The sequence below is a fragment of the Microlunatus sp. GCM10028923 genome, from assembly GCF_042666975.1.
Classification (GTDB): domain Bacteria; phylum Actinomycetota; class Actinomycetes; order Propionibacteriales; family Propionibacteriaceae; genus Microlunatus.
Genome location: NZ_JBHTFF010000011.1, coordinates 238,833 through 264,932, shown reverse-complemented (window position 1 = coordinate 264,932; position 26,100 = coordinate 238,833). Strand labels below are relative to the sequence as shown.

The following is a 26,100-nucleotide window of genomic DNA, read 5'->3' as shown; positions in this document are numbered from 1 at the left end:
CATATTCTTGGGTAGCCTTAGGGCTGAAACCGCGGTAGACGATGGCCGCGGGACAGTTTGCAACGGAAGAAGGCGACAGTGGCCACCAGGCCAGACCAATCATCCACCGGATCGCCCGCTGCGGGCGGCCCCAGCCGCAGCCAGTCAGCCGACCTCGACGTCGAGAGCACGGCAGAAGACGTGGGAGCCAACGACTGGCTACTGGAGGAGATGTACGAGCAGTATCGGGAGGATCCGAATTCGGTCGCCCCGAGTTGGAAAGAGTATTTCGCGTCGCGGTCGAACGGCCACCAGCCGCAGCAGGCCGCAGCTCAGCAACCCGCCCCGCGCCGGGCTGAGCCGGCCCCCGCGCCCGCCCCGGCGGCACCGGTGAACACCGCACCCGCCGTACCTTCGGTCCCGGCAACCCCGGCGGCCCAGCCGTCGGGCACGGCACCCCGGGCCCGCGCGGCCCAGGTCGAGCCGCCGAACCAGACCAAGGAGGCGCGCCCGAGCAAGCCGGGCAGCCAGGGCGGCCTGCCGGCCGATCCGCCGAACCCGTCCAACCGGCCCGACGTCGCGGCCACCGAGCCGACCCGGACCACGCTGCGCGGCGCCCCCGCCCGGACCGCGAAGAACATGGACCTGTCGCTGTCCGTGCCGACCGCGACCAGCGTCCGTTCGCTGCCGGTGAAGCTGCTGATCGATCAGCGCATCGTGATCAACAACCACCTCCGCCGGGCCCGCGGCGGCAAGGTCTCGTACACCCATCTGATCGGGTACGCGATCGTCCGGGCCCTGCAGAGCCTGCCGTCGATGAACAACGCCTACGACGAGGTCGACGGCAAGCCGACCCTGATCGTGCCGGCCCACGTCAACCTCGGCCTGGCCATCGACATGCCGAAGCCGGACGGCACCCGGCAGCTGCTGGTGCCGAGCATCAAGAACTGCGAGAACCTCGACTTCGCCCAGTTCTGGGCCGCGTACGAGGAGGTCGTGAAGAAGGCCAGGTCCAACTCGCTGACCCTGGACGACTTCGCCGGCACCACGATCACGCTGACCAACCCGGGCACCCTCGGCACCAACAACTCGGTGCCGCGGCTGATGCGCGGCCAGGGCGCGATCATCGGCGTCGGGTCGATGGACTACCCGCCCGAGTTCCAGGGCGCGGATCCGGAGCGGCTCAACGAGAACGCGGTGTCGAAGGTCATGACGCTGACCTCGACGTACGACCACCGGGTCATCCAGGGCGCCCAGTCGGGTGAGTTCCTGGGCCGGATGCACGCGCTGCTGCTCGGCGAGGACGACTTCTACGACGACATCTTCCGGGCGCTGCGGATCCCGTACGCGCCGATCCGGTGGGCCAACGACATCAGCCTCCACCACGAGGACCAGGTCTCCAAGCAGGCCCGGATCCTGGAGATGATCAACGCCTACCGGGTCCGCGGTCACCTGATGGCCGACACCGACCCGCTCGAGTACCGGCTCCGGATGCATCATGATCTTGATGTCCAGAGCCACGACCTGACCCTCTGGGACCTTGATCGCGAGTTCGCCACCGGGTCGTTTGGTGGCGGTCAGAGCCGGCTGAAGATGCGCAAGATCCTCAGCATCCTGCGCGACGCCTACTGCCGCACCATCGGCATCGAGTACATGCACATCCAGGAGCCGTCCCAGCGGCGCTGGATCCAGGAGCGGGTGGAGCGGCCGCACGAGTCGCTGCCCCGCGAGGAGCACCTGCGGATCCTGGACAAGCTCAACGAGGCGGAGATCTTCGAGACGTTCCTGCAGACGAAGTTCGTCGGGCAGAAGCGGTTCAGTCTCGAGGGCGGCGAGTCCACGATCGCACTGCTGGACGAGGTCTGCGAGCAGGCGGCGAACAGCGGCCTGGTCGAGGTTTGCGTCGGCATGCCGCACCGCGGCCGGCTCAACGTGCTGGCCAACGTGGTCGGGAAGTCGTACGCGCAGATCTTCCGCGAGTTCGAGGGCAACATCGACCCGCGGACCGTGCAGGGCTCCGGCGACGTGAAGTACCACCTGGGCGCCGAGGGCGAGTTCACCGCGCTGAGCGGGGCCAAGATCAAGACCTCGGTCGCCGCGAACCCGTCCCACCTGGAGGCCGTGAACCCTGTCCTGGAAGGGATCGCGCGGGCCAAGCAGGACATCCTCGACCGCGGTAGCGAGTTCCCGGTGCTGCCGGTGCTACTGCACGGAGACGCGGCGTTCGCCGGCCAGGGCGTGGTGGCGGAGACGCTGAACCTGTCCCAGCTGCGCGGCTACCGGACCGGTGGCACGATCCACATCATCGTGAACAACCAGGTCGGCTTCACCACCTCGCCGACCGAGTCCCGCTCGTCGATGTACTGCACCGACGTGGCCCGGATGATCCAGGCGCCGATCTTCCACGTGAACGGCGACGATCCCGAGGCCTGCATCCGGGTCGCCCGGCTCGCGTTCGAGTTCCGGCAGGCGTTCAACAAGGACGTCGTGATCGACCTGATCTGCTACCGGCGGCGCGGTCACAACGAGGGCGACGACCCGAGCTTCACGCAGCCGAAGATGTACGACCTGATCGAGAAGAAGCGTTCGGTACGCAAGCTGTACACCGAGGCGCTGATCGGTCGCGGCGACATCTCCGTCGAGGACGCCGAGCAGGTGATGACCCGGTTCCAGGAGCGGCTGGAGAGCGTGTTCGCCGAGGTCCGCAACGCCGGAGCCGAGGCGCCGCACGACGAGCCGTACCGCCGGGTGCCGGTGTACCCGAACAAGTCGGCCGCCAAGCACGGCACCGCGGTCACCCTGGAGACGCTGAAGAAGATCGCCGACGCGCACACCAACGTGCCGGACGGCTTCATGGTGCATCCGAAGGTGCTGCCGCAGCTGCAGCGCCGCGCGGCCGCGATCACGCAGGGCCCGATCGACTGGGCCACCGGCGAGATCCTGGCGCTCGGCTCGCTGCTACTGGAGGGCCGGCCGGTCCGGCTGACCGGGCAGGACACCCGGCGCGGCACGTTCGTCCAGCGGTTCGCCGCGGTGATGGACCGGAGGACCGGCGAGGCCTGGGTGCCGCTGCGCAACCTCGATGATGATCAAGGAAAGTTCGCCGTCTTCGACTCGCTGCTCAGCGAGTTCGCGGCGATGGGCTTCGAGTACGGCTACTCGGTGGCCCGGCCCGAGGCGCTGGTCCTCTGGGAGGCCCAGTTCGGCGACTTCGCCAACGGCGCGCAGACGATCATCGACGAGTTCATCACCTCCGGCCAGGCCAAGTGGACCCAGAAGTCCGGCGTGGTGCTGCTGCTGCCGCACGGGTACGAGGGCCAGGGCCCGGACCACTCGTCGGCCCGGATCGAGCGCTTCCTGCAGCTGGCCGCCGAGGACGCGATCACCGTCGCGTACCCGTCCTCGCCGGCGAGCTACTTCCACCTGCTCCGGCAGCAGGCGCTCAGCGAGCGGCACCGCCCGCTGGTCGTGTTCACGCCGAAGCGGATGCTGCGGATGAAGTCGGCGGCCTCGGATCCGGCCGACTTCACCAGCGGCACGTTCCAGCCGGTGCTCTCCGATCCGACGGTCGGTGACGCCGCCGGCGTCCGTACCGTGCTGCTGTGCTCCGGCCGGCTGCGCTGGGAGCTGATGGCGGAACGGGACAAGCGCGGCCTGACCGACTCGATCGCCGTGGTGTCGGTCGAGCGGTTCTACCCGCTGCCGGGCGACGAGGTCGCCCGGGCGCTGGCCGGTTACCCGAACGCGAGCGACGTGCGCTGGGTGCAGGAGGAGCCGGAGAACCAGGGCGCCTGGTTCTACATGGCGATGAACCTCCCGGGCGCGATCGCCGACGCCACCCCGGACCGCCCGGTCCGGCTGACCTCGGTCGCCCGACCCGCCTCCTCCGCCCCGTCCGTCGGGTCGGCGAAGGAACACGACGTGCAGCAGAAGGCCCTCTTCGAGGCGGCCCTCAGCAGCTCGCACTGACCCAGCCACAACGAAGCACCGACCGGCCCCCACCTTCTCGGCGGGGAGCCGGTCGGTGCTTTTCCGGCTCCGACCGGTCATCCGAACAGAGCCGGCCGAATCATGCGGAGCTCGGCCGGGTCTCGATCATGAACTCCCCCGCACCATCCGGATGATCGGGCGCCGGAAGCCGGCGTGCAGCTTCTCGGCACCGTCGGGACGGAAGCCGTGGCGCAGGTAGAAGGTGACGGCGCGTTCGTTGCCGGCGAGCACCCAGAGTGAGGCCGGGCGGTCGCCGATCGTGGCCTCCAGCAGGCGGTGGCCGACGCCGGTGCCCCAGTGGGCGGCGCGGACGTAGATCATGAACAGTTCGAGGCCGGGGCTCAGGTCGGCGTCCTCGGTCGGGCCGGCATGGGCGAGGCCGATCACCTCGCCGTCGGCGACGGCCAGCCACGGCGCGGTGCCGTTGTCGATCTTGGTCGTCCAGTACGCGATCCGGTCCGAGCGGCCTCGGGCCACGCTCGCCAGGTACGCCTGCGAGGTGTGGTCCCGGTAGGCCTCCCGCCAGCAGGCGAGGTGGCAGTCGACCAGCGCGGCGGTCTCCCCCGCCCCGGCCAACCGGATCTCGATCATGGACACCAACCTCAAGGCATTCGCCAGCGGCGGCGGATGGTCGTACAGTGATCGGCGGCTCGGATCAGCGGTGACGGATCGGTGTGCCGGTCAAGATTCCGCGTGTCGTACCCGAGCTCTTTCCTGGTACAGCACTCAAAATGCTGAGGTTCGATTCCTCCAAGGTGTCGGCGCGGTGGATCAGGTGGACGGTCGCTCTGCGGGCGGACCGGGTCGGGCGCAAGCCCCTTCGCCGGCGTGAGCCGGACCGGTGCCGTCCCCGCCTCCGCTCGCCCCACCCCGCCGGCACCGCCGGGGAAGCCCACGACACGACGAAGATCAACAGCAGGCACCGGGAGGTGACACCCATGTTCATGATCACGGTTGAGCCGGATCAGCGCGTCGTCCACTACCGCGACGGCCGGCTGGTCGGCGTGCTCGAGCCGGGCCGGTACCGGCGCAGCCGCCGGTCCCGCTACGTGCCGGTCGACGTACGGCAGCAGCTGACCCAGACGGCTCCGCAGGAGGCGCTCACCTCCGACGGGGTCTCGGTCAAGGTCAGCGCGACCGTCCGCTGGGCGGTCGCCGACGCCGCGGCGTTCCTGCAGGCGGCGAACGAGCCGTTCTCGTTCGTCTACCTCGCGGTGCAGGTCGCGCTGCGCGAGCAGCTGGCGGCGGTCGAGGTCGCCGACCTCCTCGGTTCGGCCCGGGCCGGCGTGACCGAAGCGCTCAGCGGGGCGGCGGTCGCCGCCGGGCAGCCGCTCGGCATTGCCGTCTCGGACGTGGTGATCAAGGACGTGGTGGTCCCGGCCGAGTTGCGGACCGCGTACGCGGAGCTGGTGACCACCAAGCAGCGGGCGCAGGCTCAGCTCGAGTCGGCCCGGGCCGAGACCGCCGCGCTGCGGTCGCTGGCCAACGGTGCCAAGCTGCTCGACGATCACCCGGCGCTGGCGATGCTCCGGATGATCCAGGCCGCCCCGTACGGGACCAAGATCGTGCTGGGCTCCGTCCCGCCCGCCGAGGTCAACGCCGCCGAGTGATCGCCGGCCCCGAAGGTCAGGGCTCGATCACGATCTTGCCGAACACCGTGCCGTCGATCATGGCCGCGAATCCCTGCCGTGCCTCGGCCAGCGGGAGGACGCGGTCGATCGGCGGCCGGACCCCGGTGGCCACCAGCAGCGCGGCCAGCCGGCGCAGTTCCTCGGCGGTGCCCATGGTGGAGCCCTGCACCCGCAGCGGCCGGAAGAAGATCTTGGTCAACTCCGCGGAGTCCGGTTCGGCGCCCGAGGTCGTACCGCAGATCACCACGGTGCCGCCGGGCCGCAGCGCATTGATCGAATGCGACCAGGTCGCGGCGCCGACCGTCTCCATCACGGCGTCGACCCGCTCGGGCAGCCGTTCGCCGGACCGGAACGCCCGGTCCGCGCCCAGGGCGATCGCACGTTCGCCCCGCTCCGGGTCGCGGGACGTCACCCATACCCGGAGCCCGGCCCGGCTGCCGAGCATGATCAACGCGGTCGCCACCCCGCCGCCGGCGCCCTGCACCAGCACGGTCTCCCCCGGCCGCAGGCCCGAGCTGGTGAACAGCATCCGGTACGCCGTCAGCCAGGCCGTCGGCAGGCACGCCGCCTCGGCGAAGGTCAGTTCGGCCGGCTTGTCGATCAGGTTGGCGGCCGGCACCCAGACCCGCTCCGCCAGCGTGCCCTGGTGCCGCTCGGACAGCAGCGACCGCCGCGGGTCGAGCGTCTCGTCCGGCCCGGTGAACGCCGGATCCCGGATCACCGCGTGCACGATCACCTCGCGCCCGTCCTCGGTCGTCCCGGCGGCGTCGCAGCCCAAGATCATCGGCAGCCGCTCGGCCGGCAGCCCGACCCCGCGCAGCGACCAGACGTCGTGGTGGTTCAGCGCCGCCGCCCGTACGTCGACCGGAACCCAGCCGGACGGCGGTGCCGGCGGCTCAAGATCATCGACGCGGAGCGCGGCAAGCGGATCGGCCGGATCGAGCTGAGCGGCGTAGGCGGCGAGCATCCCCTCAGCCTAGGACGACGCATCCTTTCCGGGCGGACAGGAGCGGGCTCAGCGCCGCTGCAGCAGAGGCGAGAGCGAGGCCTCGACGACCCCGTCCTCGGTCACCTCCACCGCGTCCTGCCGCTTGCCGACGACCTGCTTCGGGAGGTCCGCCTCGATCAGCCAGAGGCCGGGCCGGAGGTCCGCGACCCCGAACCAGCCGGTCGCATCCGTCGTCGCGCCGGTCACCCGTTCACCGGTCGCCGGGTTCCGGGCCAGGATCGGCACTCCCGCCAACGCCGTACCGACAGAGAGGCACAGCCGCCCGACCACCGCTCCGGTCCCTGACTGTGCCTGCCACGGCAGTACCGAGACTGCCATCTGTTCCGTGATCACCGGCTGCTCCCCCGAGTCAGTGCTGGTCGGTTCGACGTCCCGAGCAAGCGGGCGCCGCCGGCGCGAAACCGCTGTCATGATCGGGTCCGCGCGGCGTAAGAGTAGCTTCAGCAGGAGGTCACTCCGGCAGGGCTGGGAAGCGACGTCCGGCGAGCGCTTGTAAGGTTTCGTCCCGTGCTCGAGCAACGCGACGAAGCTGTGGTCAACGCCTTCCGGACCGGCTATTCCGCCGAACCCGCCGGGGTCTGGGCGGCACCGGGCCGGGTCAACCTGATCGGTGAACACACCGACTACAACGACGGTTACGTGATGCCGTTCGCCCTGAAGCAGCACGTCACGATCGCGGCCCGGCCGCGGCACGACGACACCTGGTCGGTCACCTCGATCAACACCGGCGACACCGCCGTTTTCGAGGCGGACGACCTGCGGCCGGGCATGAAGGGCTGGCAGGCCTATCTGGCCGGCGTGGTCTGGGCGCTCCGGGAGGCCGGTCACCGGGTCACCGGCACCGACCTCACGCTCGGCTCCGACGTGCCGCTCGGTTCCGGGCTGTCCTCCTCGGCCGCCCTGGAATGCGCGATGCTGACGGCACTGGCCGACCTGAACGACCTCGAGATCGAGCCGCTGCAGCGGGCGATCCTGGCCCGCAAGGCCGAGAACGAGTTCGTCGGCGCACCGACCGGGCTGATGGACCAGGCCGCCTCCACCCTGTGCGTCGCCGACCACGCCCTGTTCTTCGACTGCCGTGACCATGCGGTACGCCAGGTGCCGCTGGCCGATCCGTCGCTGGAGATCCTGGTCCTGAACACCAACACGCCGCACGCCCACGTCGACGGCGAGTACGCGGAGCGGCGGGCCAGCTGCGAGCAGGCGGCGCAGCAGCTCGGTGTCCCGGCGCTGCGGGACGTGACCGACCTGGACGACGCGCTGAGCCGGCTGGACGACGACCTGCTGCGCCGCCGGGTCCGGCACGTGGTGACCGAGGACGCCCGGGTGCTGGAGGCCGTCGCCGTCCTGGAACAGGGCCGGCTGGCCGACCTGGGACCGATCCTGGACGCCGGGCACGTCTCGATGCGGGACGACTTCGAGATCACCGTGCCGACCGTCGATCTGGCCGTCGAGACCGCCCGGAAGGCGGGCGCGCTGGGGGCCCGGATGACCGGCGGCGGCTTCGGCGGCTGCATCATCGCCCTGGTCCCGGCCGGCGCCTCGGACGCTGTGGCCGAGCAGGTCGGGGCCGCGTTCGCCGACGCGGGCTACGCCGCGCCGGACCACTTCGTCGGGGTCCCCTCGGCCGGGGCCCGCCGCCTGACCTGACCACCCGTCCGGAACACCCGTCGCGCCCTGTTCGACAGGTGTTGCGATTACGTTCCACTCGCGGTGCCTCGCCACGGAACCCGTACCGGCGTGGCAGGATGCGGAACACTCCGGTCCGCGAGTGATTCTCGAGGACGAACCGGAACGAGGAGGAGGACATCCCGTGTTGGCCCGAGGAAAGTTGCTTGTCGCGGCTGCGTCGTTGGCGATGCTGGCCGCCACCGCCTGCGGATCGAATTCACTGGATCAACCGCCGGCCGAAGGGCAACCGCCCTCCCAGCCGTCGTCCGAGATCGCCGCCGATCCGGCGCTGGCGGCGAAGGTGCCGGAGAAGATCAAGTCCGCCGGCAAGATCGTCATCGGCACCGACGCCAGCTACGCGCCGAACGAGTTCCTGGCCGCCGACGGCAAGACGATCCAGGGCATGGACGTCGACCTCTTCAACGCCGTGGCCGCGAAGCTCGGCATCAAGACCGACTGGCAGCCGGCCGACTTCACGTCGATCATCACCGGCGTGCAAGGCAAGAAGTACGACATCGGCATCTCGTCGTTCACGATCAACGACGAGCGCAAGAAGCAGGTCACGATGGTCAGCTACTTCTCCGCCGGCACCCAGTGGGCCACCCTGGCCGGGAACCCGAAGGGCTTCGACATCGAGAACGCGTGCGGCCGCACCATCGCGGTGCAGACCGGCACCGTGCAGGAGACCGAGGATCTGCCGGCCCGGCAGGCCAAGTGCGGCGACAACAAGATCAACATCCTGTCCTTCAAGGGTCAGGACCAGGCCACCAACGCGGTCGTCACCGGACGGGCCGAGGCGATGCTGGCCGATTCGCCGGTGACGGCGTACGCGGTGAAGCAGGCGGCCGGCAAGCTCGACCCGCTCGGCGACGTGTACGAGTCCGCGCCCTACGGCTACGTCCTGCCGAAGGACCAGGCCGAGTTCGGCGAGGCGATCGTCGAGGCGCTCAAGCAGCTCGAGGAGAGCGGCCAGTACAAGGGCGCGCTGAGCACCTGGGGCGTCGAGAACGGCGCGATCAACGACTTCGCCGTCAACCCCTGATCGGGAGTCGATCATGACCGCGACCCCGGCCGAGACGAAGGCGTCGGCGGACCGGCCCGGACTGATCAAGGCTGTCCCGGTCCGCCATCCGTGGCGCTGGGTGGCGATCGCCGTGATCGCCGTCCTGGTGGCGATGTTCCTGCACATGGTGATCACGAACGCGGCGTTCAACTGGCCGTTCGTGTTCGAGGCGATGAACCAGGCCCCTGTCATCGAAGGGTTCTGGAAGGGCACCATCCTGGTCACGGTGCTGGCGATGATCTTCGGGATCGCGGTCGGCGTGCTGCTGGCCGTGATGCGGCTGTCCGACAACCCGGTCCTGAGGGCGGTGTCCTGGGCGTACACCTGGTTCTTCCGGGCGATCCCCCGCTATGTGCTGCTGACGATCATGGGAGCGCTCGGGATCCTTTTCCAGCAAGGGCTTTCGCTCGGCGTGCCGTTCGACTGGCTGATCATCGACTGGCTCGGCCTTGAGGGCACCTGGCGGTTCGTCACGCTGGACGCCAACGTGCTCTTCGTCGGGTTGTTCGGCGGCGTGATCGGGATGGCCGCGTCGGAGGCCGCCTACATGGCCGAGATCGCCCGGGCCGGCATCCTCAGCGTCGACCGCGGCCAGCTGGAGGCCGCCCAGGCGTTGGGCATGTCCCGGGCCAAGGCGATGCGCCGGATCGTGCTGCCGCAGGCGATGCGGGTGATCGTTCCGCCGACCGGCAACGAGACGATCGCCATGCTGAAGGACACCTCGCTGCTGCTGGCCATCCCGGTCGGCACCGAGCTTTTCTTCCAGTTGCAGGCGATCGGCACCCGGACGTACCAGACCTTTCCGGTGCTGGTCGCCGCGACGCTCTACTACCTGGTCACCACCAGCGTGCTGATGATCGGCCAGTCCTACCTGGAGAAGCGGTTCGGCCGCGGCTTCGGTACGTCAGCGCCGCGGGCCGCGGCCGGGATGGCGGGAGGCGGGCTGTGAGCGAGCACCTGGTCGAGGCCGTCAACGTCACCAAGGCGTTCGGCAGCAACACCGTGCTGCAGGGCGTGGACCTCACCGTGGACACCGGCGAGGTGGTCTGCCTGCTCGGCCCCAGCGGCTCGGGCAAGACCACGTTCCTGCGGTTGATCAACCAGATGGAGACCCTGACGGGCGGCCGGATCTGGGTCGGCGGCGAGCTGATCGGCGTCGAGGAACGCAAGGGCCGGCTGCACGTCCGCCCGGACCGCGACATCGCCCGGCAGCGGTCCCGGATCGGCATGGTGTTCCAGCGGTTCAACCTGTTCCCGCACAAGACCGCGCTGGAGAACATCACCGAGGCACCGATCCAGGTCAAACGGATGCCGAAGGCGGCCGCCCGGAAGCTCGCGACGGACCTGCTGGACCGGGTCGGGCTGGCCGACCGGGCCCGCTACTACCCGGCGCAGCTCTCCGGCGGCCAGCAGCAGCGGGTCGCGATCGCCCGGGCCCTGGCCATGCAGCCGGAACTGATGCTGTTCGACGAACCGACGTCCGCGCTGGACCCGGAACTGGTCGGCGAGGTGCTCGCCGTGATGCGCGACCTGGCCAAGGAGGGCACGACCATGATCGTGGTCACCCACGAGATGGGCTTCGCCCGCGAGGTCTCGGACCGGGTGGTCTTCATGGACGGCGGTGTGGTGGTCGAGGAAGGCACCCCGGAGCAGGTGCTGCTGCACCCGACCCAGGAACGGACCCGGACCTTCCTGAGCCGGGTCAAGCAGCAGGCCGAGGCCGAAGCGGCGCACGACGCGGAGCTGTCCCAGATCCTCGAGACGTGATCACGTCGCGTCCATGATCAACTCCGGGTAGCGGTCCGGCAGCGTCCGCAGCGGTTCGGCGGACCGGCCGCGCAGGTGGTGATCGAAGAACGCCTCGGTCACCGCATCGATGATCAACCGGCCCCGGTCCGGGTCGATCGGCCCGGACAGACCGGCCGTCCGGGCCAGCGGAGTGATCAACGGGGCGTCCGAGAAGTCCAGGTGATACAGGCCGGGCAGCTGCACCAGCCAGCCGCCCGGACCATGATCATCGAAGGTCGCCCGGATGCTGCCCAGGGTGTCCTCGATCGCCTCCTCCGACCAGCCTTCGCGGCGCATCGTCGCGGCGTCCCGGGTCAGCCACAGCGTCGGCTGCCGCAGCCCCTCGGCGACCACCGGATCCGGCATGAAGTTGTCGATCGGCAGGCAGGCCTTGATCCTCGGTTCGGTACGGCACGCCTCGGCGGTCACCGCACCACCGAGGGACAGCCCGAACAGGCCGACCCGGTCCAGGGCGAGCCGCCCGGTGAACCGGCCGGACGGGTCGGCCCGATCCAGCTCGGCCAGCCGGTCCAGGGCGAACGACACGTCCGCGGCCAGGGACGGGATCGCCGCGTCGACGAAGTCACGGTCGGTCATCCGCGGGTCCAGCCGGGCCAGCCGGCCGTCGGGCAGCCGTACCCCGCTCGCCGCGTAGGGCTGGTCCAGCGTCAGCACCACGTACCCCTGCGAGGCGAGCTGGATCACCTGCCGGGAGTTGGCCTGCCGGTAGCCGCCGCGGCCGTGCAGGTAGATCAACACCGGCCACCGCGCCGGCGCCGCGGCGACCGGAGCCCCGGCCACGGCCGGCGTGCCGATCTGGGCCAGGTGGTCGAAGACGAACGGCGGCAGCCGCAGCAGCCCCGCCAGCGGTCGAACCGCCGCGGCCTCGTCGAGATAGCGCACCCGGGTGCCCGCTGCCCCGGGGGCGGTCGGGTACCAGAGCTGCCCGATCAGCTCGCGCCGGTCGGCCGGGTCGTCGGTGAAGATCTCCGGCCGGCTCTCGTCCAGCCAGGCGTAGGTCGCGGTGCCGATCCCGTACGGGCCGGTCGGCGCCGGAAGGGCGAACATCGGGACCGCGACCGGCGGCACGGCGGCGAGCACCAGCGCGGCGATTCCGACCCCGGCGACGATCCCCGGGATCCGGCGCCGACGGGCCCGGACCAGCCACCCGAGCGGCAGCAGGAGCGCGAGCACCGTCAGCCCGGCGAGCTGCCAGCGCCAGCCCTCCAGCCACAGCTGGGCCAGCGCGACCGGGATCGGCAGCAGCGCCGCGTACCCGACGATCCGGGCCATCCGCCCGCCGAGCCGCGGGCCGAGCAGGAGTCCGAGCAGGCCGGCCAGCTCGACCGCCAGGAGGGCAAGCTCCAGCGGGCGCACGGCGTCACTCCCGCGTCGGCTGCGGGTCCTCGGCGAGGAAGTGCCGCGTCGACGGCGGGACGACCAGGCAGACCAGCGCCGTCAGCGACAGCCCGGCCAGCAGGTAGCAGACCCAGTCGGTCGGCCCGCCGAGGAAGCTCCAGGCGACCGGCAGGTGCAGCAGCTGAGTGGCGACCGCCGGGCCGCGGGACCAGCGACGGCCGAGGAACACGCCGCGCGCCGCCGCACCGAGCAAGGCCGCGTACCCCAGCAGCAGCACGGCGGTGCCCGCACCGACGACGACACGGTCGAATCTGATCTGTGTGGCCTCGAAGATCGCGAAGGCTGCGGCGCCGAGCGCCTCGACGCCGAGCAGAGCCGCAGCGACCACGAGCGTCAGGCGATCCCGGGCGAACCAGTGAGCGAGCACCGGAAAACTCTACGGCCTACGGCGTTTTGGGGGTTTACCTAGACTGGGTGTTCCCCTACGCTCGTACCGTCCGAGACGCTGCGGCGGGAAGCGTCCGGTTCCCCCGGCTGTAACGTGCGTGAAATGTGAGGCAGCCAACGCGGGGAAACCCTTGTAAAGATGCTTCGAAGTTGAAAGTCTTGACGTCGGGCTGAACGATCGGCACGGTTTCGCGTGGACCGCCGGCCCAAAACAAATGAGACGTGCGGGTCCAGCAGGACCCCTGGTAAGGAGAGGACGCCATGGACTGGCGCCACAAGGCGGCTTGTCTGGACGAGGATCCGGAGCTGTTCTTCCCGATCGGCAACACGGGCCCTGCCCTGCTGCAGATCGAGGAGGCCAAGCAGGTGTGTCGGCGTTGCGACGTGAAGGACGCCTGCCTGCAATGGGCCCTCGAGGCCGGACAGGACCACGGTGTGTGGGGCGGCCTGAGCGAGGACGAACGTCGTGCGCTCAAGCGTCGCGCGGCTCGGGCACGGATTCGTACCGCCTGAGCCCCACCGCCCGAAAAGGCACACAGCGCCGGCTCTATGCCGGCGCTTTTGCTTTCTCAGTCAGTGCGCTTTTCAGCCAGTGATAGAGCTAGCGGGCCGGTTGATCCAGCGGTACGACGACGCAGGCGCGGGTCCCCGTACCGTCGGGATTCGAGCCGAGGTCGAGCGTCCCGCGCAGCTCGGCGACCAGGGTGTTGACGATCGACAGCCCGAGGCTCCGCGAGGAGCGCCAGTCGAATCCTTCCGGCAGGCCGACGCCGCCGTCCAGGATCTCGATCTGAAGTTCGCCGCTGACGCCCTTGCTGGCGGGGCGCCGCGTCGGCCGTACGATCACGACGCCGGACTGGCCGGCCAGGCCGTGCTCAACGGCGTTCTGGCACAACTCGGTGATCACCATCGACAGGCTGGTCGCCATCGTCGCGGTCATCACCCCGAACGATCCCTCCCGGGTGGCCACCGCGGTGCCGTCCGGTGACGCGACGTCGCCGACCAGCTTGAGCACCCCGTCCACCACCCGGTCGAAGTCGACCGACTCGTCGAACGTCTGCGACAGCGCCTCGTGCACGATGGCGATCGACTCCACCCGCGACATCGCCTCGCCCAGCGCGGCCTTGGCGGCCGGCGCGTCGATCCGCCGGGCCTGCATCCGCAGCAGCGCCGCGACGGTCTGCAGGTTGTTCTTCACCCGGTGGTGGATCTCCCGGATGGTGGCGTTCTTGGTCACCAGCTCCCGCTCCCGCCGGCGCAGGTCGCTGACGTCGCGGCACAGCACGATCGCGCCGAGCCGTTCCTTGCCCCGGGTCAGCGGCAGCGCCCGGAGCAGCATGTGCGCGTCGCCGGCCACGGCCTCGGCCCGGCGGGCGCTCCGGCCGGACAGCACCGACCGCAACGACTCGTCGACCGGCCGGTCCGTCACCGGGACCAGGTCCGCGGTCAGCTCGGCCAGGTTCTCGTCCTCGAGGTCGCCGATCAGGCCGAACCGCCGGTACGCGCTCAGGGCGTTCGGGCTGGCGTACTCGATCGTGCCCTCGGTGTCGATCCGGATGAACCCGTCCCCCACCCGCGGGCCGAGTGCGTCGTCGCCCTCGTCCGGAATCGGGAACCCGCCCTCGGCGATCATCCGGGCCAGGATGTCGGCCGTCTTCAGGTAGGACTGCTCGAGTGAGCTCGGGGCCCGGACGCCGAGCTGGCTGGTGTGCTGCTCGATCACGGCGATCACCCGGTCGCCGCGCCGGATCGGCAGGGCGTGCACGTCGACCGGGATGCCGGCCTGCAGCTTGCCCTCGCTGGTCCGGGTCATCTCGCCGCTCAGGTACGCCTCGGACACCAGATGATCCGGCGAGTAGGCGATCAGGTCACCGATCACGTCGTCGATCAGCGCCGTCGGGCCGGTGGTGGGCCGGATCTGCGCGACCGCCCAGAACACGTTCTCGTCCGTGTCCGGCACCCAGAGCACCAGGTCCGAGAAGGACAGGTCGGCCAGCAGTTGCCACTCGGCGACCACGGCCTTCAGCCAGGCATGATCGGCATCGCCGAGGCCGGTGCGCTCCGCGATGATCTCCGACATGGACGGCATGAGGCCACCTTAGTGGCGCGGGCGGACATCGCTTTCAGCGGCGCGGCGGAGCAGGTCCAGGTAGTTTGCGAGCCGCCCGTCGGCGGCGATCATCGCCAGCCCGCGCCCGACCAGCCGGTCCTGCCAATCGGCCAGCGACGCGGCCAGCGCGTCGGTGCTGCCGGCGCCGCGGACCTGGGCGATCACGGTCGCGATCCGGTTCCAGCCGCTCGCCGCCGCGGCGCAGCAGCCGGGCCAGTTCGGCGTCGCGCAGGTCCTCCGGGCCGAACTCGCGGTGACCGGTGGCCGGGTTCCGGCGCGGGTCGACGATGCCCGCCCCTTCCCAGGCCCGCAGCGTCGCCGCGGTGACCCCGAGCCGGTGGGCCACCGCTCCGATGCTGTACGTACCCGTACCGGAGCCGACCTCGGGCCGGTCGCCGGCGAGCAGGTCGATCGCGTCCCGGACCGCGTCCAGGGTGGCCCGGTCCCGCTGCAGCCGGACGTGGCTGTCGTCGACGCCCCGCAGCGCTCCGTCCGGGTCGCCGGCGTTGGCAGCCCGCATGATCGTCCCGGCGTTCGCGTGACCGTGGCCGCGGATCAGCGCCAGATAGGTGCCGAGGGCGGTGTCGTGCAGTTCGGTGTAGCTGCGGTAGCCGGCCGGGGTGCGGTCGGCCGCGGGCAGACAGCCGTCCTGCTCGTAGTTGCGGACCGCCTGGGTGGACAGGCCGTGCCGCCGGGCCAGGTCGACCGGTCGCAAGCCTCGTTTGAGACTTTTCGGCATCGCATGCGCTCCAGATCGGGTCCAGGTTTCAACCGTTCCTTCAAAGATACGATTGAACCTCATGACTCAGTCTCTTGACCACCTTGTCAGCCCGGCCTGGGACCTGCTCGCCCTGGGAGAACCGACACACGCCGAACCCCGCTTCGGCTTCCTCCGCAACCGCCTCTTCCAGCAGCTGGTCGGCCACGGCTTCCGCTCGATCGCCCTCGAGTCGGACCGGGTCGCCGGGATGCTCGTCGACGACTTCGTCCGGACCGGGACCGGCGACCTTGATCAGGTGATGGCGGAGGGGTTCAGCCACGGCTTCGGCGAGCACCCGGCCAACCGCGAGCTGGTCGCCTGGATGCGCGACCACAACCAGGAGCAGGCGCCCGCCGATCGCCTGGCCTGGTACGGCTTCGACGCCCCGTTCGAGACCCTCGGCGTACCGAGCCCGCGACGGTCGCTGGACCGCGCGCTGGCCTATCTCGGTCTCGATCATGATCTTGGTCCGACGATCGCTCGGCTGATCGGGCCGGAGGAACGATGGGGATCGGCCGAGGCTCTGATGAACCGGGCGGCCTCACCCGGTGCGTCCGCCGAGGCCGACCGGCTGCGCAACCTGACCGAGGATCTGCTGACCACCCTGTACGTCCGAGCCCCGGAGTTGATCAAGAACACCTCGGCCGCCGCCTGGCGGTCGGCCGAGGTCGAGCTGATCGCGGCCCGGCAGTTGCTGCACTACCACGGGCAGGCGGCCGCGGCCTGGACCGACGGTGAGCCCGAGGACGAGCCGCGCTGGAACCGGATGTGCGCCACCCGCGACGCCATGATGGCCAGGAACCTGATCGAACTCCGTACGCTCGAGGCACCGCGCGGGCCGACCCTCGTCTTCGCCAACAACCTCCACCTGCAACGGCAGCAGAGCACCATGCAGATGGGACCGATGCGGATGGAGTGGTACGGCGCCGGGGCGATCCTGTCCCCGCTGCTCGGCGATCGGTACGGCTTCATCGCCGGCAGTCTCGGCGCCAGCCCCAAGATCGAACTCGACCAGCCGCAGCCGGACACGTTCGAGCGGTTCCTGCAGACCCGGATCGACGACTGGGGTCTGCTCCGGCCCGAGGAACTTCCGACGGCCAGCAGCCGCACCGACGCCACACCCCGGCAGGGCTACTTCCCCCTTGATCAGGAGACGATCGACGGCGCCGACCTGATCCTGCACCTGGCAGCCGGATCGGACTAGAGCCGATCCGGCGGGGCGCCGGTCAGGCCTGGCCGGCGTCCGCCAGGGCGGCGCAGCAGGTGTTCACCAGCAGTCGGGTGACGTTGTACGGGTCGATGTTGGCGTTGGGCCGGCGGTCCTCGATGTAGCCCTTCTTGTCCACCTCGACCTGCCAGGGGATGCGGACCGAGGCGCCGCGGTCCGAGACCCCGTAGCTGTAGACGTCGTGCGGGGCGGTCTCATGATCACCGGTCAGGCGCTCTTCGATGCCGTGGCCGTAGTCGGCGATGTGCTCCTCGACCTTGCCGGGCGCGCCGAGCGACTCGCACGCGGTGATGATCGCGTCGTAGCCCTCGCGCATGGCCCGGGTGGAGAAGTTGGTGTGCGCGCCGGCACCGTTCCAGTCGCCCTTGGCCGGCTTGGCGTCCAGGGTCGCGGCGACGTCGTACTCCTCGGCGATCCGGTAGAGCAGCCAGCGGGCCACCCAGAGATGATCAGCCGCCTCGAGCGGTCCGGCCGGGCCGATCTGGAACTCCCACTGGCCCGGCATCACTTCGGCGTTGATGCCGGAGATCTTCAGCTCGGCCTCGATGCAGGCGTCCAGGTGCTTCTCGACGATCTCGCGTCCGAAGACCTCGTCGGCGCCGACGCCGCAGTAGTACGGGCCCTGCGGCGCGGGGAAGCCGACGGCCGGGAAGCCGAGCGGGCGGCCGTCCCGGAAGAAGGTGTACTCCTGCTCGATGCCGAACCAGGGATCCTGGCCGGCGTACTGCTCGGCGATCGGACGGAGCTTGGCCCGGTTGTTGGTCGGGTGCGGCGTGCCGTCAACGAGGTAGACCTCGCAGAGCACCAGGCGGTGGTTGCCGCCGCGGACCGGATCGGGGCAGGAGAAGACCGGCTTCAGGACGCAGTCCGAGTTGTCACCCGGCGCCTGGTTGGTGCTCGAACCGTCGAAGCCCCACTCCGGCGGCTCGGCGCCGTCGGCCAGGATCTTCGTCTTGGACCGGAGTCGTGCGCTCGGCATGGTGCCGTCGATCCAGATGTACTCGGCCTTGTAGCTCAACTGTCTCCCCCTCGGATCGGCCGGGCCCAGAGCGTGTCCTGGCGGCCAGGGTCGACGGTGTCAGGCGGCTTTTACGGTCCCGTTGCCCGTTCGTGACGACCGCGTTACGAACCCCGGCGGTCAGTGCGTGAGTTGCTTCGCCGCCCAGGGGAAGACGTCGCGGACCTCGTCGGCCAGGGTGCGCCGGAAGCCGGCGACCAGGTCGGCCTGTTCGGTGTTCGGTGCCTTGGGGTTCGGGTCGACAGCTGTCAGGTCGGCCAGTTCGTCGCGGTCCCGGGAGCGCCAGTTGTAGCGGTGGGTACGGGTCCGCAGCGACAGGTTGACCGCGTCCGTCGCCGGGTCGAACCCGGCCGGGTCCCGGTGCTCCCCCGCCGCGTTCTCCGAATCGAGGTTCCACAACATCGACTCGCCGACCACATGATCACGAACGTCCGCGGCGCCGGCGTTGCCAATCAGGCTCGCGTACGACAGCCCGTCGGTGGCCCGTTCGAACGGCACGCCGGCCAGTTCGGCCAGGGTCGGGGCCAGGTCGGTCATGCTCATCGGCGCGTCGGTCCGGGCGGCGCCGCCGTCCGGGTGCTTGATCAACAACGGCACCCGCATGGTCTCGTCGTAGTGCAGCAGGTGGCCCTTCTCCACCATCCGGTAGGCGCCCATCATGTCGCCGTGATCGGAGGTGTAGCAGATGATCGTCCGGTCGAGCTCGCCGCGAGCGGCGAGACCGGCCAGGATCCGGCCGAGTTGATCATCGACCAGGCTGCACAGGCCGTGGTAGTGGCCGATCACGTCGAGCCAGCCTTCCTCGTCGAGGTCGGCGAACTTGCTCGCGAAGTGGGAGCCGGCCACCTCGTCCGGCAGCGCGTCCGGCCCGAGGCTCCAGGTCGGCGGCAATGTGATCTTGGTCCGGTCGATCAGCGTGTCGTACGGGCGCGGCACCGCGAACGGGAAGTGCGGCGCGTTGAACGAGCAGACCGCGAACCACGGCCGGTCGTCCGGCGCCCGGTCCAGCGCGGCCAGGAACTGGCCGGTCTGCCAGGGTTCCAGGAAGTGCTCGAGGTCGATCGCGGCCGTGGTCCGGTGCGGCGACGCCGGATCGGCCAGACCGGCCCGGTCGGTCTCGGTGAGGTTCTCGATGTTCCCCGGCACCAGTTCGTAGCCGGCCGCGGCGGCATGATCACGATAGGGCTCGATGTAGCGGCCGCGGTCCTTGCCGTCGATCACCGCCGGGATCGCCACCGACTCGGCGAAGCCCATCCGCTGTGGTGTCGTACCGGGCACGTGCCACTTGCCGCAGTAGAGCGTGTGATAGCCGGCGGCGGCGAAGTCGGAGCCGATGCCCTGATCCGCGAGGTCGGGCCGGATCCCCCGCCAGTTGCCGAGCACGTGGTGGTGCCGCGGCTGTTGCGACGTGATCAGGCTGGTCCGGGACGGGCAGCAGAGCGGGAACGGCGTGAACAGCCCGTCGAACGACGCGCCGGACTCGGCCAGCGCGTCGGCGTGCGGGGTCCGGGCGGCCGGATTTCCGTTGCAGCCAAGGGTGTCCCAGCTCTGCTCGTCGCTCATCACGACCAGCACATTGAGTCGATCACTCATGGATCAGCGGGCTCCTCACGAGGCTAGAAAGGCGGTGCGTACAACGTTCCCTGAGCCTGTCGAAGGGCAGGAACGATCCGGCCTGGCACTTCGACAAGCTCAGTGCACGTTCGCTAGGGCAGGGCGGCCGACAGCAGGGCGGCACTGATCGCGGCGCCGAGATCGCGCTCCGCCTGGGCATGAGCGGGATCGCCGGACCGGTTGATCAACTCGCCGGGGTCCTCGTCAAGATCGAAGAACTCGGCGAACCGGCGGCCGTGCGCCTCGGCCCGGGCCAGCTTGTGCCGGCCGTCGGTCGCGGTCACGAAGCCCTCGCCCTCGGACAGCAGGATCTGGTGCCGCCGCTCGCCGGCCAGGCTGAGCCCGTCGACGCCGGACGGGTCGCCGCCGGCGAGTTCGACCAGGGTCGGGAAGATGTCGATCAAGGACACCAGCTCGTCGCTGCGGCCCGGGGCGACTCCCGGCCGCCGGACCAGGAACGGGACGTTGAGCACGTCGTTGTAGAAGCAGTGGCCCTTGCCCCAGATGCCGTGGTTACCCAGCATCTCGCCGTGGTCCGGCGTGAAGATCACCACCAGGTCGTCGCCGTACCGCTGTTCGGCGGCGGTGATCACGTCGCCGATCACGTCGTCGATCAGGGCGACGTTGGCGTAGTAGTTGGTACGCAGCCGGCGCCAGTAGTCGGCGTCGTAGCGGTCGTTGCGGCCGCTCTCGATCCACCGGCCCGGCGCGCCGTGCCGACTCCAGTAGTGCATCCGGTACGGGTCGTCCAGGTCGCCGGTGATCACCGGGTCCTCGATCCGCTCGGGATCGACCCGGTCCAGGTATTCCGCGGGCGGGTCGAACGGGAAGTGCGGGCCGGAGATCGAGACCCAGGTGAACTGGGATTGATCCTGGTCGCCCGCGGAGATCCGTTCGACGGCCTTGCGGCCGACCCAGGCGTCCGGGTGCCATTCGGCCGGCGCGGGGAAGGTGAACACCTTCGCCGCGTCCTTGTCCCACACCTTGGCCCGGTAGGCCTCCAGGTGCCCGGCTTGATCAAGTTCGTCGGCGTAGTCGTCGCGGAACCAGACCGACACCTGCTTGTCGTCCTGAAGATCGAGTTCGTCGATGCCGAGGCTCAGGTAGTAGTCCCGGAATTCCGTGTACGGCAGCGTCCGGTCCGGCTTCGTCTCGCCGTACGGCACCGGGGCGTAGTGGCACTTGCCGACGTGATTGATCCGGTAGCCGAGTCCGCCCAACGTGTTGTAGAGGTTCGGCCGGTCCGGGGACAACCGGCAGTCCCGGAAGTTGCTGTACGCCCGGTGGGTGTGCGGATAGCAGCCGGTCATGATCGAACTCCGGCTGGGCAGGCACCACGGGCTGGCCGTCCACGCGTTGTCGTAGACCGTCGACGTCGCCGCCAGCCGGTCCAGGTTCGGCGTCTCGATCACGTTGCCGCCGTAGCAGCCGAGGGAGTCGCGGCGAAGTTGGTCGGTGGTGATCAACAGCAGGTGGGGTCGGTTCATGACGTTCCCTGAGCTTGTCGAAGGGTGCCCGGTGCCTGCCCTTCGACAGGCTCAGGGCGCGTGACGGTGCGATACCAGTTGTGGTCGGCGCGGAGCGGGCGGTAGGCGCCGGTGGGCAGGTCGTCGGCCACCTCGAGCCGCCAGCGGAGCAGCTCGGTGATCAACTCCGCCCGCCGTACCGCACACTCCGGATCGTCCCAGAGATCGTTCAGCTCGGCCGGATCGACATCCAGCCGATACAGCTCACCGCGCCCGTCGGAGTGGAAGATCACCTTCCAGTCCCCCCGCCGCAGCATGGCCGACGTGCCGCTCTGGGTGACCGTGTTGAGCTCGTCGTAGATCGTTCCCTGGTACGGATAGTGCAGCTCGGGCCGGGCGTCCGAGGGATAGAACAGGCCGCCGTAGCCGCCCTCGGCGTAGATGCTGGCGAACACCTCGCCCGGGTCGTCGCCGCCAGTCAGCAGCGGCCAGAAGCTGCGCCCCTGCACCCCGGCCGGGATCTCCGCCCCGATCGCCTCGGCCAGCGTCGGGAACACATCCACCAGGCTCACCAGATGATCATCATCCACCCCCGACCGGACCCCGGGACCCGCGATGAAGAACGGAATCCGCATCAGCGCCTCCGGCAGCCCGGCACCCTTGCGCTGCAGCCCGTACTCCCCCACGAAATCACCATGATCAGCCACGAACAGATAGATCGTCCGCCCCGGAGCACGCTCCTCCACCGACGTCACCAACCGCCGCACCTGATCATCGATCAACCGCAACATCCCGCAATAGGACGCCCGATACCGCCGCCAGAGATCGTCGTAACCGGGGCGCTTCTCCTCCACCAGCTCACGCAACCACCGGTACGGCCCGCCCTTCGCCAGGGCCGCCTCCGGCCCCGCCGCCCGATCCGGCACCTGGTCCGGATCGAACAACGAGAAGTACGGCTCCGGCACCTGATACGGATTGTGCGGCTCCGGAAACGACACCCAACTCAGCAACGGCCGATCATCGTCGGCGGCGACCTGAGCCAGGGCGTCGTCGACGATCCGGACCGGATACTGCACCTCCACCGGGAACGGCGTCGCCTCCAGCGCCGGACCATGATCGATCGACACCAACCACTCGGTGAACGCGCGCTGCTCGTCGGTCTCGTCCGGCGCCCCGGTGTGCATGTACGGGCCGGCCCAGTGGTCGTAGTCCTCCCGGCCCCGATACACGTGCGGCTTGCCGGCGAACGCCGTCCGGTACCCGGCGGCGCGGAACACGTCGAGCAGGTCCTCGCCCCGGAACTCCTTGCGGTTGTTGGAGTTCTGCCGGACCCGGTGCGCCGACGGGAAGCGCCCGGACAGCAGGCTCGTCCGAGCCGGGACACACGCCGGCATCGGCGTGTAGGCACCGGTGAAGGTCGTGCCCGATGCCGCCAGCTCGTCGCAGAACGGCATCGTGTCCAGACCGAACCCGGTGCCGGCGGTGAACCCGGCCCGCTGCTGGTCGGTCATGATGATCATGACATTGGGGCGGTCTGGTTGAGTCACTGCATCCTTCATCCGTGCGGTCGTGATTGGTGTTCAGCGAGCGATGATCATGCGCTCTTGTAGTCGGTCGCCGGCTTCCAGTCCGTGAACGCCCAGTCGTCGACCGAAACCTTCGCACCGTCGGCGACGGCCTTCTTGATCGCCTGGTCCCGATCGGCCGCGGAGTCGTCGGTGAGCTTCTTCAGCGCGCCGCGGATGTCCGTCACCTGGCCGGAGAACACGCCCTGCAGCAGCTCGCCGAGGCCGGGCTTGATCTGCTTGCTGAAGCGATTGACCCGCTGCACGTCGGGGTTGCGCAGCACGGCCTGCGGTGCGATGAACACGGAGTCGGCGTACCAGCCGATCAGCCGCTTCCACGGCTCGATCGCGGTCGAGCCCTCGACGACGGACAGGTCGTACGGCGGCTGGGCCATGGCGTTGGCGATGGCGGTCCAGTAGTCCTTCGTGGCCAGCCCGGTGAGCAGCTCCGACGCCTCGGCGGGCAGCTTGGACGAGCCGGAGATGAAGTAGTTGCCGCCGGCCTGGCCGCGGTACGCGACGACCGGACGGCCTGCCTCCGACTGCAGCATCGGCCCGACGTCGACCGAGGGCAGGAACTGCTTCGCCTCGGTCTGCACGGTGCCGGAGCACCAGGGACCGTCCAGGTAGTAGCCGGCCACCCCGGTGGCCCAGCGGGCCCGCGCGGTCTGGTCGTCCAGGCTGGACGAGGCCGGGAAGATCAACTTGTCGGCCTGCAACGAGGCCAGGAACTCGAACACCGCGACGTACGCGTCGTCGTCGTAGGCGAACTCACCGGTGGCGAACTTGACCCCGTTGACCCCCTCGAACCCGGCACCGTGGGCCAGCGAGTTGAGGTGTTCGGCCATCCGGCCGGTGTGGGCCAGGCTCAAGATCATTCCGCTGGCCCCCTTCTGGGTGTCCTGCACGGTACGGCAGGCGGTGCGGAACTCGTCGAAGGTCTTCGGCGGGTTCGCCGGGTCCAGTCCGGCCTTCGTGATCAGGTCCCGGTTGAACCAGGTGGCGGCCACGTACTGCCGGTCGGCGAAGATCGGGAACGTGTAGAGCTTCCCGTCGAACGAGTGCAGCCCCTCGACCAGGCCGCCGAGCGAGTCGAACTTCTTCTGCACGTCGTCCGGCCAGTCGATCGGGGAGAACCAGCCGTCCGCGATCAGGGACGGGATCGACGACTCGAGCCCGGCGGTGCTGTGCACGTCCGGCTGCTGGTTGCTCTGCTTGGCCAGCTGCAGCGCCTGGCCGATCTTGGCCGTCTGGTGGTACGTGTACTTGACCGCGATCCCGGACTTGGCGGTGAACGCGTCGTACGCGGCGCCGTTCGCCTTCTGCAGGTTCACGTTGTGATCCCACCAGGTGATCGTGCGCTGTCCCGGTGTCTCGGCCTGCGGTGTGCTGCTGCAGCCGGCCACGACGCCGGCGGCACCGGCCGCGGACAATCCGAGCAGGGTCCTTCTATTCATGACCGACATGACTCTTCCCCGTGCCTTTCTCTTGTGCTGGGGCCTTTCCATTGGTCCCGCCGGCCGACGCGGCGGCGGCCCGGCGGCGGAAGCCGTCGACCACCTCCGCGGGGATCGACCGCGCCGGGCGGGTGATGATCTTGCGCAGCTCCTCGATCGGGAGCTTGGCCGAGCGGTCCTCGGCGAGCAGGCCGTTGGTCTCCTGCACGGTGTCGGTGAGCTGGGTGTAACAGAATCCGGCCACGTCGGGCAGGTCGGTGATCGCCGTGACCAGGCTGGCGAAATGTTCCAGGAACTCCTCGGCGGAGGTCACGGTGGCGTAGCCGAACCAGCGCTCCCCCTGCGACGGCGCGTACGACAGCCCGCCGAACTCGGTGATCATGATCGGCTGGCCGCGGTACTCGCGCTCGCCGAGCAGCACCCGGCGCCGGTTCGGCGCCTTCTCGGTCAGGCTGGCCTGCAGGGCCTCCGGGGTGCCGTACTTCGCCGTCAGGTCCTCCGGCACCGGCGAGTAGTCGTGGATCGACCAGATGTCGGACTCGGTGTGCTCCCAGCCGTCGTTGGAGATCACCGGCCGGGTCGGGTCGAGCGCCTTGGTCAGGTGATACAGCGCGGTCGCGAAATGCTGCTGGTCGGCCTGCGCGGGAATGCCGGGCACGCCCCAGCTCTCGTTCAGCGGAACCCAGCAGACGATGCTGGGGTGCGAACGGTCGCGGCGCACCACGTCGAGCCATTCCCGGGTCAGCCGGGTCGCCGCCTTCTCGTTGTAGACGAAGGCGTTCGCCATCTCGCCCCAGACCAGCAGGCCGAGCCGGTCACACCAGTAGAGGAACCGCGGATCCTCGACCTTCTGGTGGATCCGGGCGCCGTTGAAGCCGAGTTCCTTGATCAACCGCACCTCCTCGGCCAGCGCCTCGGGGTTCGGTGCGGTCAGGTGCGACTCGGGCCAGTAGCCCTGCTCCAGCACCAGCCGGGAGTAGTACGGCTTGCCGTTGAGCAGGAACTGGCCGTCCCGGATCGCGACCTCGCGCAAGCCGAGGTAGCTGCTCAGCCGGTCGGTCTCGGTGCCGTCGACGGTCAGCGTGATCTCGGCGTCGATCAGGCGCGGCCGCTCCGGCGACCAGAGCAGCCGCTCGCGCTCCATGGGCATCCCCAGCCGGGGCAGGTGCAGCCGGACCAGGGACCGCTCGCCCCGGGCGGCGGTGACGGTCTGATCCGCCAGCAGTTCGCCGTCGTGGGACAGCCGGACCCGTACCGTGACCGAAGCCTCGCGAAGATCATCGGTGCTGGCCAGGTCGAACTCGGCGGTGATCAGTTCGGCGTCCAGGTCGGTGGTCCAGGCCACGTCGGCCACATGATCGACCCCGACCCGTTCCGCCCAGACCTGCTGCCAGATGCCCGTGGTGCGGTGGTAGAAGATCCCGTGCGTCTCGGTACGCCAGTCCTGCTTGCCGCGCGGCTGCGCCACGTCCAGCGGGTTGTCGTGCACCCGCAGCGTGAGCCGGTGCGGCCCCGGCCGGCGCAGCTGCTGGGTGACGTCGACCGAGAACGGCGTCATCCCGCCGACATGATCACCGACCAGTTCGCCGTCCAGGTAGACCGCGGCGGCGTAGTCGACGGCGCCGAAGTGGAGCTTGATCAACTCGCCGTCGGCGGGCGGGGCGAGGTCCAGCGTGCGGCGGTACCAGACCACCGGGTGGTAGCTCGGGTCGCCGATGCCGGACGCCGGCGACTCCGGCGGGAACGGCACCGTGATCCGGCGGCCGAACTCGTGATCATCGGCCAGCCAGCCGTCGGCCAGTCCGCGGTCGGCATCGTCGACGTCGAAGTCCCAGACGCCGTTCAGGTCGATCCAGTCGTCCCGGCGCAACTGCGGTCGTGGGTAGCCGGCCTCGGCGCGGTGGTCCTGGTTGTCGATCATGGTGTGATGTGCTCCTGTGTTGGT

General features: G+C 69.8%; 21 protein-coding genes. 8 read left to right on the top strand and 13 right to left on the bottom strand.

The features are described from left to right. Window positions 1-210 precede the first annotated feature (210 nt). Entirely contained in the window at window positions 211-3,948 is a 3,738-nt protein-coding gene (locus ACFQU4_RS25610; protein WP_377497463.1) for a multifunctional oxoglutarate decarboxylase/oxoglutarate dehydrogenase thiamine pyrophosphate-binding subunit/dihydrolipoyllysine-residue succinyltransferase subunit, read from the top strand. A 126-nt stretch (window positions 3,949-4,074) separates the two neighbouring features. Here the strand turns inward: ACFQU4_RS25610 and ACFQU4_RS25605 are convergent, their stop codons facing one another. Further along, window positions 4,075-4,560, bottom strand: a complete 486-nt coding sequence (locus tag ACFQU4_RS25605) for a GNAT family N-acetyltransferase (RefSeq protein ID WP_377497439.1) — start codon at window positions 4,558-4,560, stop codon at window positions 4,075-4,077. A gap of 347 nt (window positions 4,561-4,907) precedes the next feature. Between ACFQU4_RS25605 and ACFQU4_RS25600 the strand changes: the two genes are divergently transcribed. Further along, the gene (locus tag ACFQU4_RS25600; RefSeq protein WP_377497437.1) at window positions 4,908-5,579 is read left to right on the top strand and encodes a slipin family protein; all 672 of its coding nucleotides are present in this window, start codon (window positions 4,908-4,910) and stop codon (window positions 5,577-5,579) included. 16 nt (window positions 5,580-5,595) lie between these two features. On the opposite strand, the gene ACFQU4_RS25595 is transcribed toward ACFQU4_RS25600, so the two are convergent. Then, window positions 5,596-6,567: a zinc-binding dehydrogenase gene (locus ACFQU4_RS25595; RefSeq protein WP_377497435.1), complete on the bottom strand. Its 972-nt coding sequence runs from the start codon at window positions 6,565-6,567 to the stop codon at window positions 5,596-5,598. 48 nt (window positions 6,568-6,615) lie between these two features. Then, the gene (locus ACFQU4_RS25590; protein WP_377497433.1) at window positions 6,616-6,942 is read right to left on the bottom strand and encodes a hypothetical protein; all 327 of its coding nucleotides are present in this window, start codon (window positions 6,940-6,942) and stop codon (window positions 6,616-6,618) included. Window positions 6,943-7,116: 174 nt separating this feature from the next. On the opposite strand from ACFQU4_RS25590, the gene galK reads away from it, so the two are divergent. From galK to ACFQU4_RS25570, 4 genes are all read left to right on the top strand, one after another. After that, window positions 7,117-8,259 (top strand): galactokinase, encoded by a 1,143-nt coding sequence (gene galK / locus ACFQU4_RS25585; protein ID WP_377497431.1) that lies wholly within the window; start codon window positions 7,117-7,119, stop codon window positions 8,257-8,259. A gap of 163 nt (window positions 8,260-8,422) precedes the next feature. Beyond that, window positions 8,423-9,322, top strand: a complete 900-nt coding sequence (locus ACFQU4_RS25580) for an ABC transporter substrate-binding protein (protein ID WP_377497429.1) — start codon at window positions 8,423-8,425, stop codon at window positions 9,320-9,322. A gap of 13 nt (window positions 9,323-9,335) precedes the next feature. After that, window positions 9,336-10,292 (top strand): amino acid ABC transporter permease, encoded by a 957-nt coding sequence (locus ACFQU4_RS25575; protein WP_377497427.1) that lies wholly within the window; start codon window positions 9,336-9,338, stop codon window positions 10,290-10,292. Further along, on the top strand, window positions 10,289-11,110 hold the full coding sequence (locus tag ACFQU4_RS25570; RefSeq protein ID WP_377497424.1) for an amino acid ABC transporter ATP-binding protein: 822 nt from the start codon (window positions 10,289-10,291) through the stop codon (window positions 11,108-11,110). Before ACFQU4_RS25575 ends, ACFQU4_RS25570 begins: the two co-directional genes overlap by 4 nt. Here the strand turns inward: ACFQU4_RS25570 and ACFQU4_RS25565 are convergent, their stop codons facing one another. After that, window positions 11,111-12,508, bottom strand: a complete 1,398-nt coding sequence (locus ACFQU4_RS25565; protein WP_377497422.1) for an alpha/beta hydrolase family protein — start codon at window positions 12,506-12,508, stop codon at window positions 11,111-11,113. It lies immediately after the preceding gene. 4 nt (window positions 12,509-12,512) lie between these two features. Continuing rightward, the gene (locus ACFQU4_RS25560; RefSeq protein WP_377497419.1) at window positions 12,513-12,917 is read right to left on the bottom strand and encodes a hypothetical protein; all 405 of its coding nucleotides are present in this window, start codon (window positions 12,915-12,917) and stop codon (window positions 12,513-12,515) included. A gap of 281 nt (window positions 12,918-13,198) precedes the next feature. On the opposite strand from ACFQU4_RS25560, the gene ACFQU4_RS25555 reads away from it, so the two are divergent. Continuing rightward, a complete protein-coding gene (locus ACFQU4_RS25555) occupies window positions 13,199-13,450 on the top strand; it encodes a WhiB family transcriptional regulator (protein WP_179757867.1) in 252 nt (83 codons plus the stop codon). Window positions 13,451-13,538: 88 nt separating this feature from the next. On the opposite strand, the gene ACFQU4_RS25550 is transcribed toward ACFQU4_RS25555, so the two are convergent. Together ACFQU4_RS25550 and ACFQU4_RS25545 are read right to left on the bottom strand one after the other, a co-directional pair. Then, window positions 13,539-15,026: a sensor histidine kinase gene (locus ACFQU4_RS25550; RefSeq protein WP_377497416.1), complete on the bottom strand. Its 1,488-nt coding sequence runs from the start codon at window positions 15,024-15,026 to the stop codon at window positions 13,539-13,541. Window positions 15,027-15,060: 34 nt separating this feature from the next. Beyond that, window positions 15,061-15,762: a MerR family DNA-binding transcriptional regulator gene (locus ACFQU4_RS25545; RefSeq protein WP_377497414.1), complete on the bottom strand. Its 702-nt coding sequence runs from the start codon at window positions 15,760-15,762 to the stop codon at window positions 15,061-15,063. A gap of 85 nt (window positions 15,763-15,847) precedes the next feature. Here ACFQU4_RS25545 and ACFQU4_RS25540 point away from each other — a divergent pair, with 85 nt between their 5' ends. Next, window positions 15,848-17,011, top strand: a complete 1,164-nt coding sequence (locus tag ACFQU4_RS25540) for an erythromycin esterase family protein (RefSeq protein WP_377497412.1) — start codon at window positions 15,848-15,850, stop codon at window positions 17,009-17,011. 22 nt (window positions 17,012-17,033) lie between these two features. Here the strand turns inward: ACFQU4_RS25540 and glnII are convergent, their stop codons facing one another. The 6 genes from glnII to ACFQU4_RS25510 form a co-directional block, all read right to left on the bottom strand. Beyond that, window positions 17,034-18,053 carry a glutamine synthetase GlnII gene (glnII, locus tag ACFQU4_RS25535; protein ID WP_377497408.1) on the bottom strand — a complete coding sequence of 340 codons (1,020 nt, stop codon included), beginning with the start codon at window positions 18,051-18,053 and terminating at the stop codon, window positions 17,034-17,036. Window positions 18,054-18,173: 120 nt separating this feature from the next. Then, window positions 18,174-19,646: a sulfatase-like hydrolase/transferase gene (locus ACFQU4_RS25530; RefSeq protein WP_377497406.1), complete on the bottom strand. Its 1,473-nt coding sequence runs from the start codon at window positions 19,644-19,646 to the stop codon at window positions 18,174-18,176. Window positions 19,647-19,759: 113 nt separating this feature from the next. Continuing rightward, entirely contained in the window at window positions 19,760-21,154 is a 1,395-nt protein-coding gene (locus ACFQU4_RS25525) for a sulfatase-like hydrolase/transferase (protein WP_377497404.1), read from the bottom strand. Beyond that, window positions 21,151-22,692: a sulfatase-like hydrolase/transferase gene (locus tag ACFQU4_RS25520; protein WP_377497402.1), complete on the bottom strand. Its 1,542-nt coding sequence runs from the start codon at window positions 22,690-22,692 to the stop codon at window positions 21,151-21,153. The genes ACFQU4_RS25525 and ACFQU4_RS25520 overlap by 4 nt, the downstream gene beginning before the upstream one ends. Window positions 22,693-22,727: 35 nt before the next feature. Then, on the bottom strand, window positions 22,728-24,155 hold the full coding sequence (locus ACFQU4_RS25515) for an ABC transporter substrate-binding protein (RefSeq protein ID WP_377497400.1): 1,428 nt from the start codon (window positions 24,153-24,155) through the stop codon (window positions 22,728-22,730). Beyond that, window positions 24,148-26,076 (bottom strand): glycoside hydrolase family 2 protein, encoded by a 1,929-nt coding sequence (locus tag ACFQU4_RS25510; protein ID WP_377497398.1) that lies wholly within the window; start codon window positions 26,074-26,076, stop codon window positions 24,148-24,150. The genes ACFQU4_RS25515 and ACFQU4_RS25510 overlap by 8 nt, the downstream gene beginning before the upstream one ends. Window positions 26,077-26,100 lie beyond the last annotated feature (24 nt).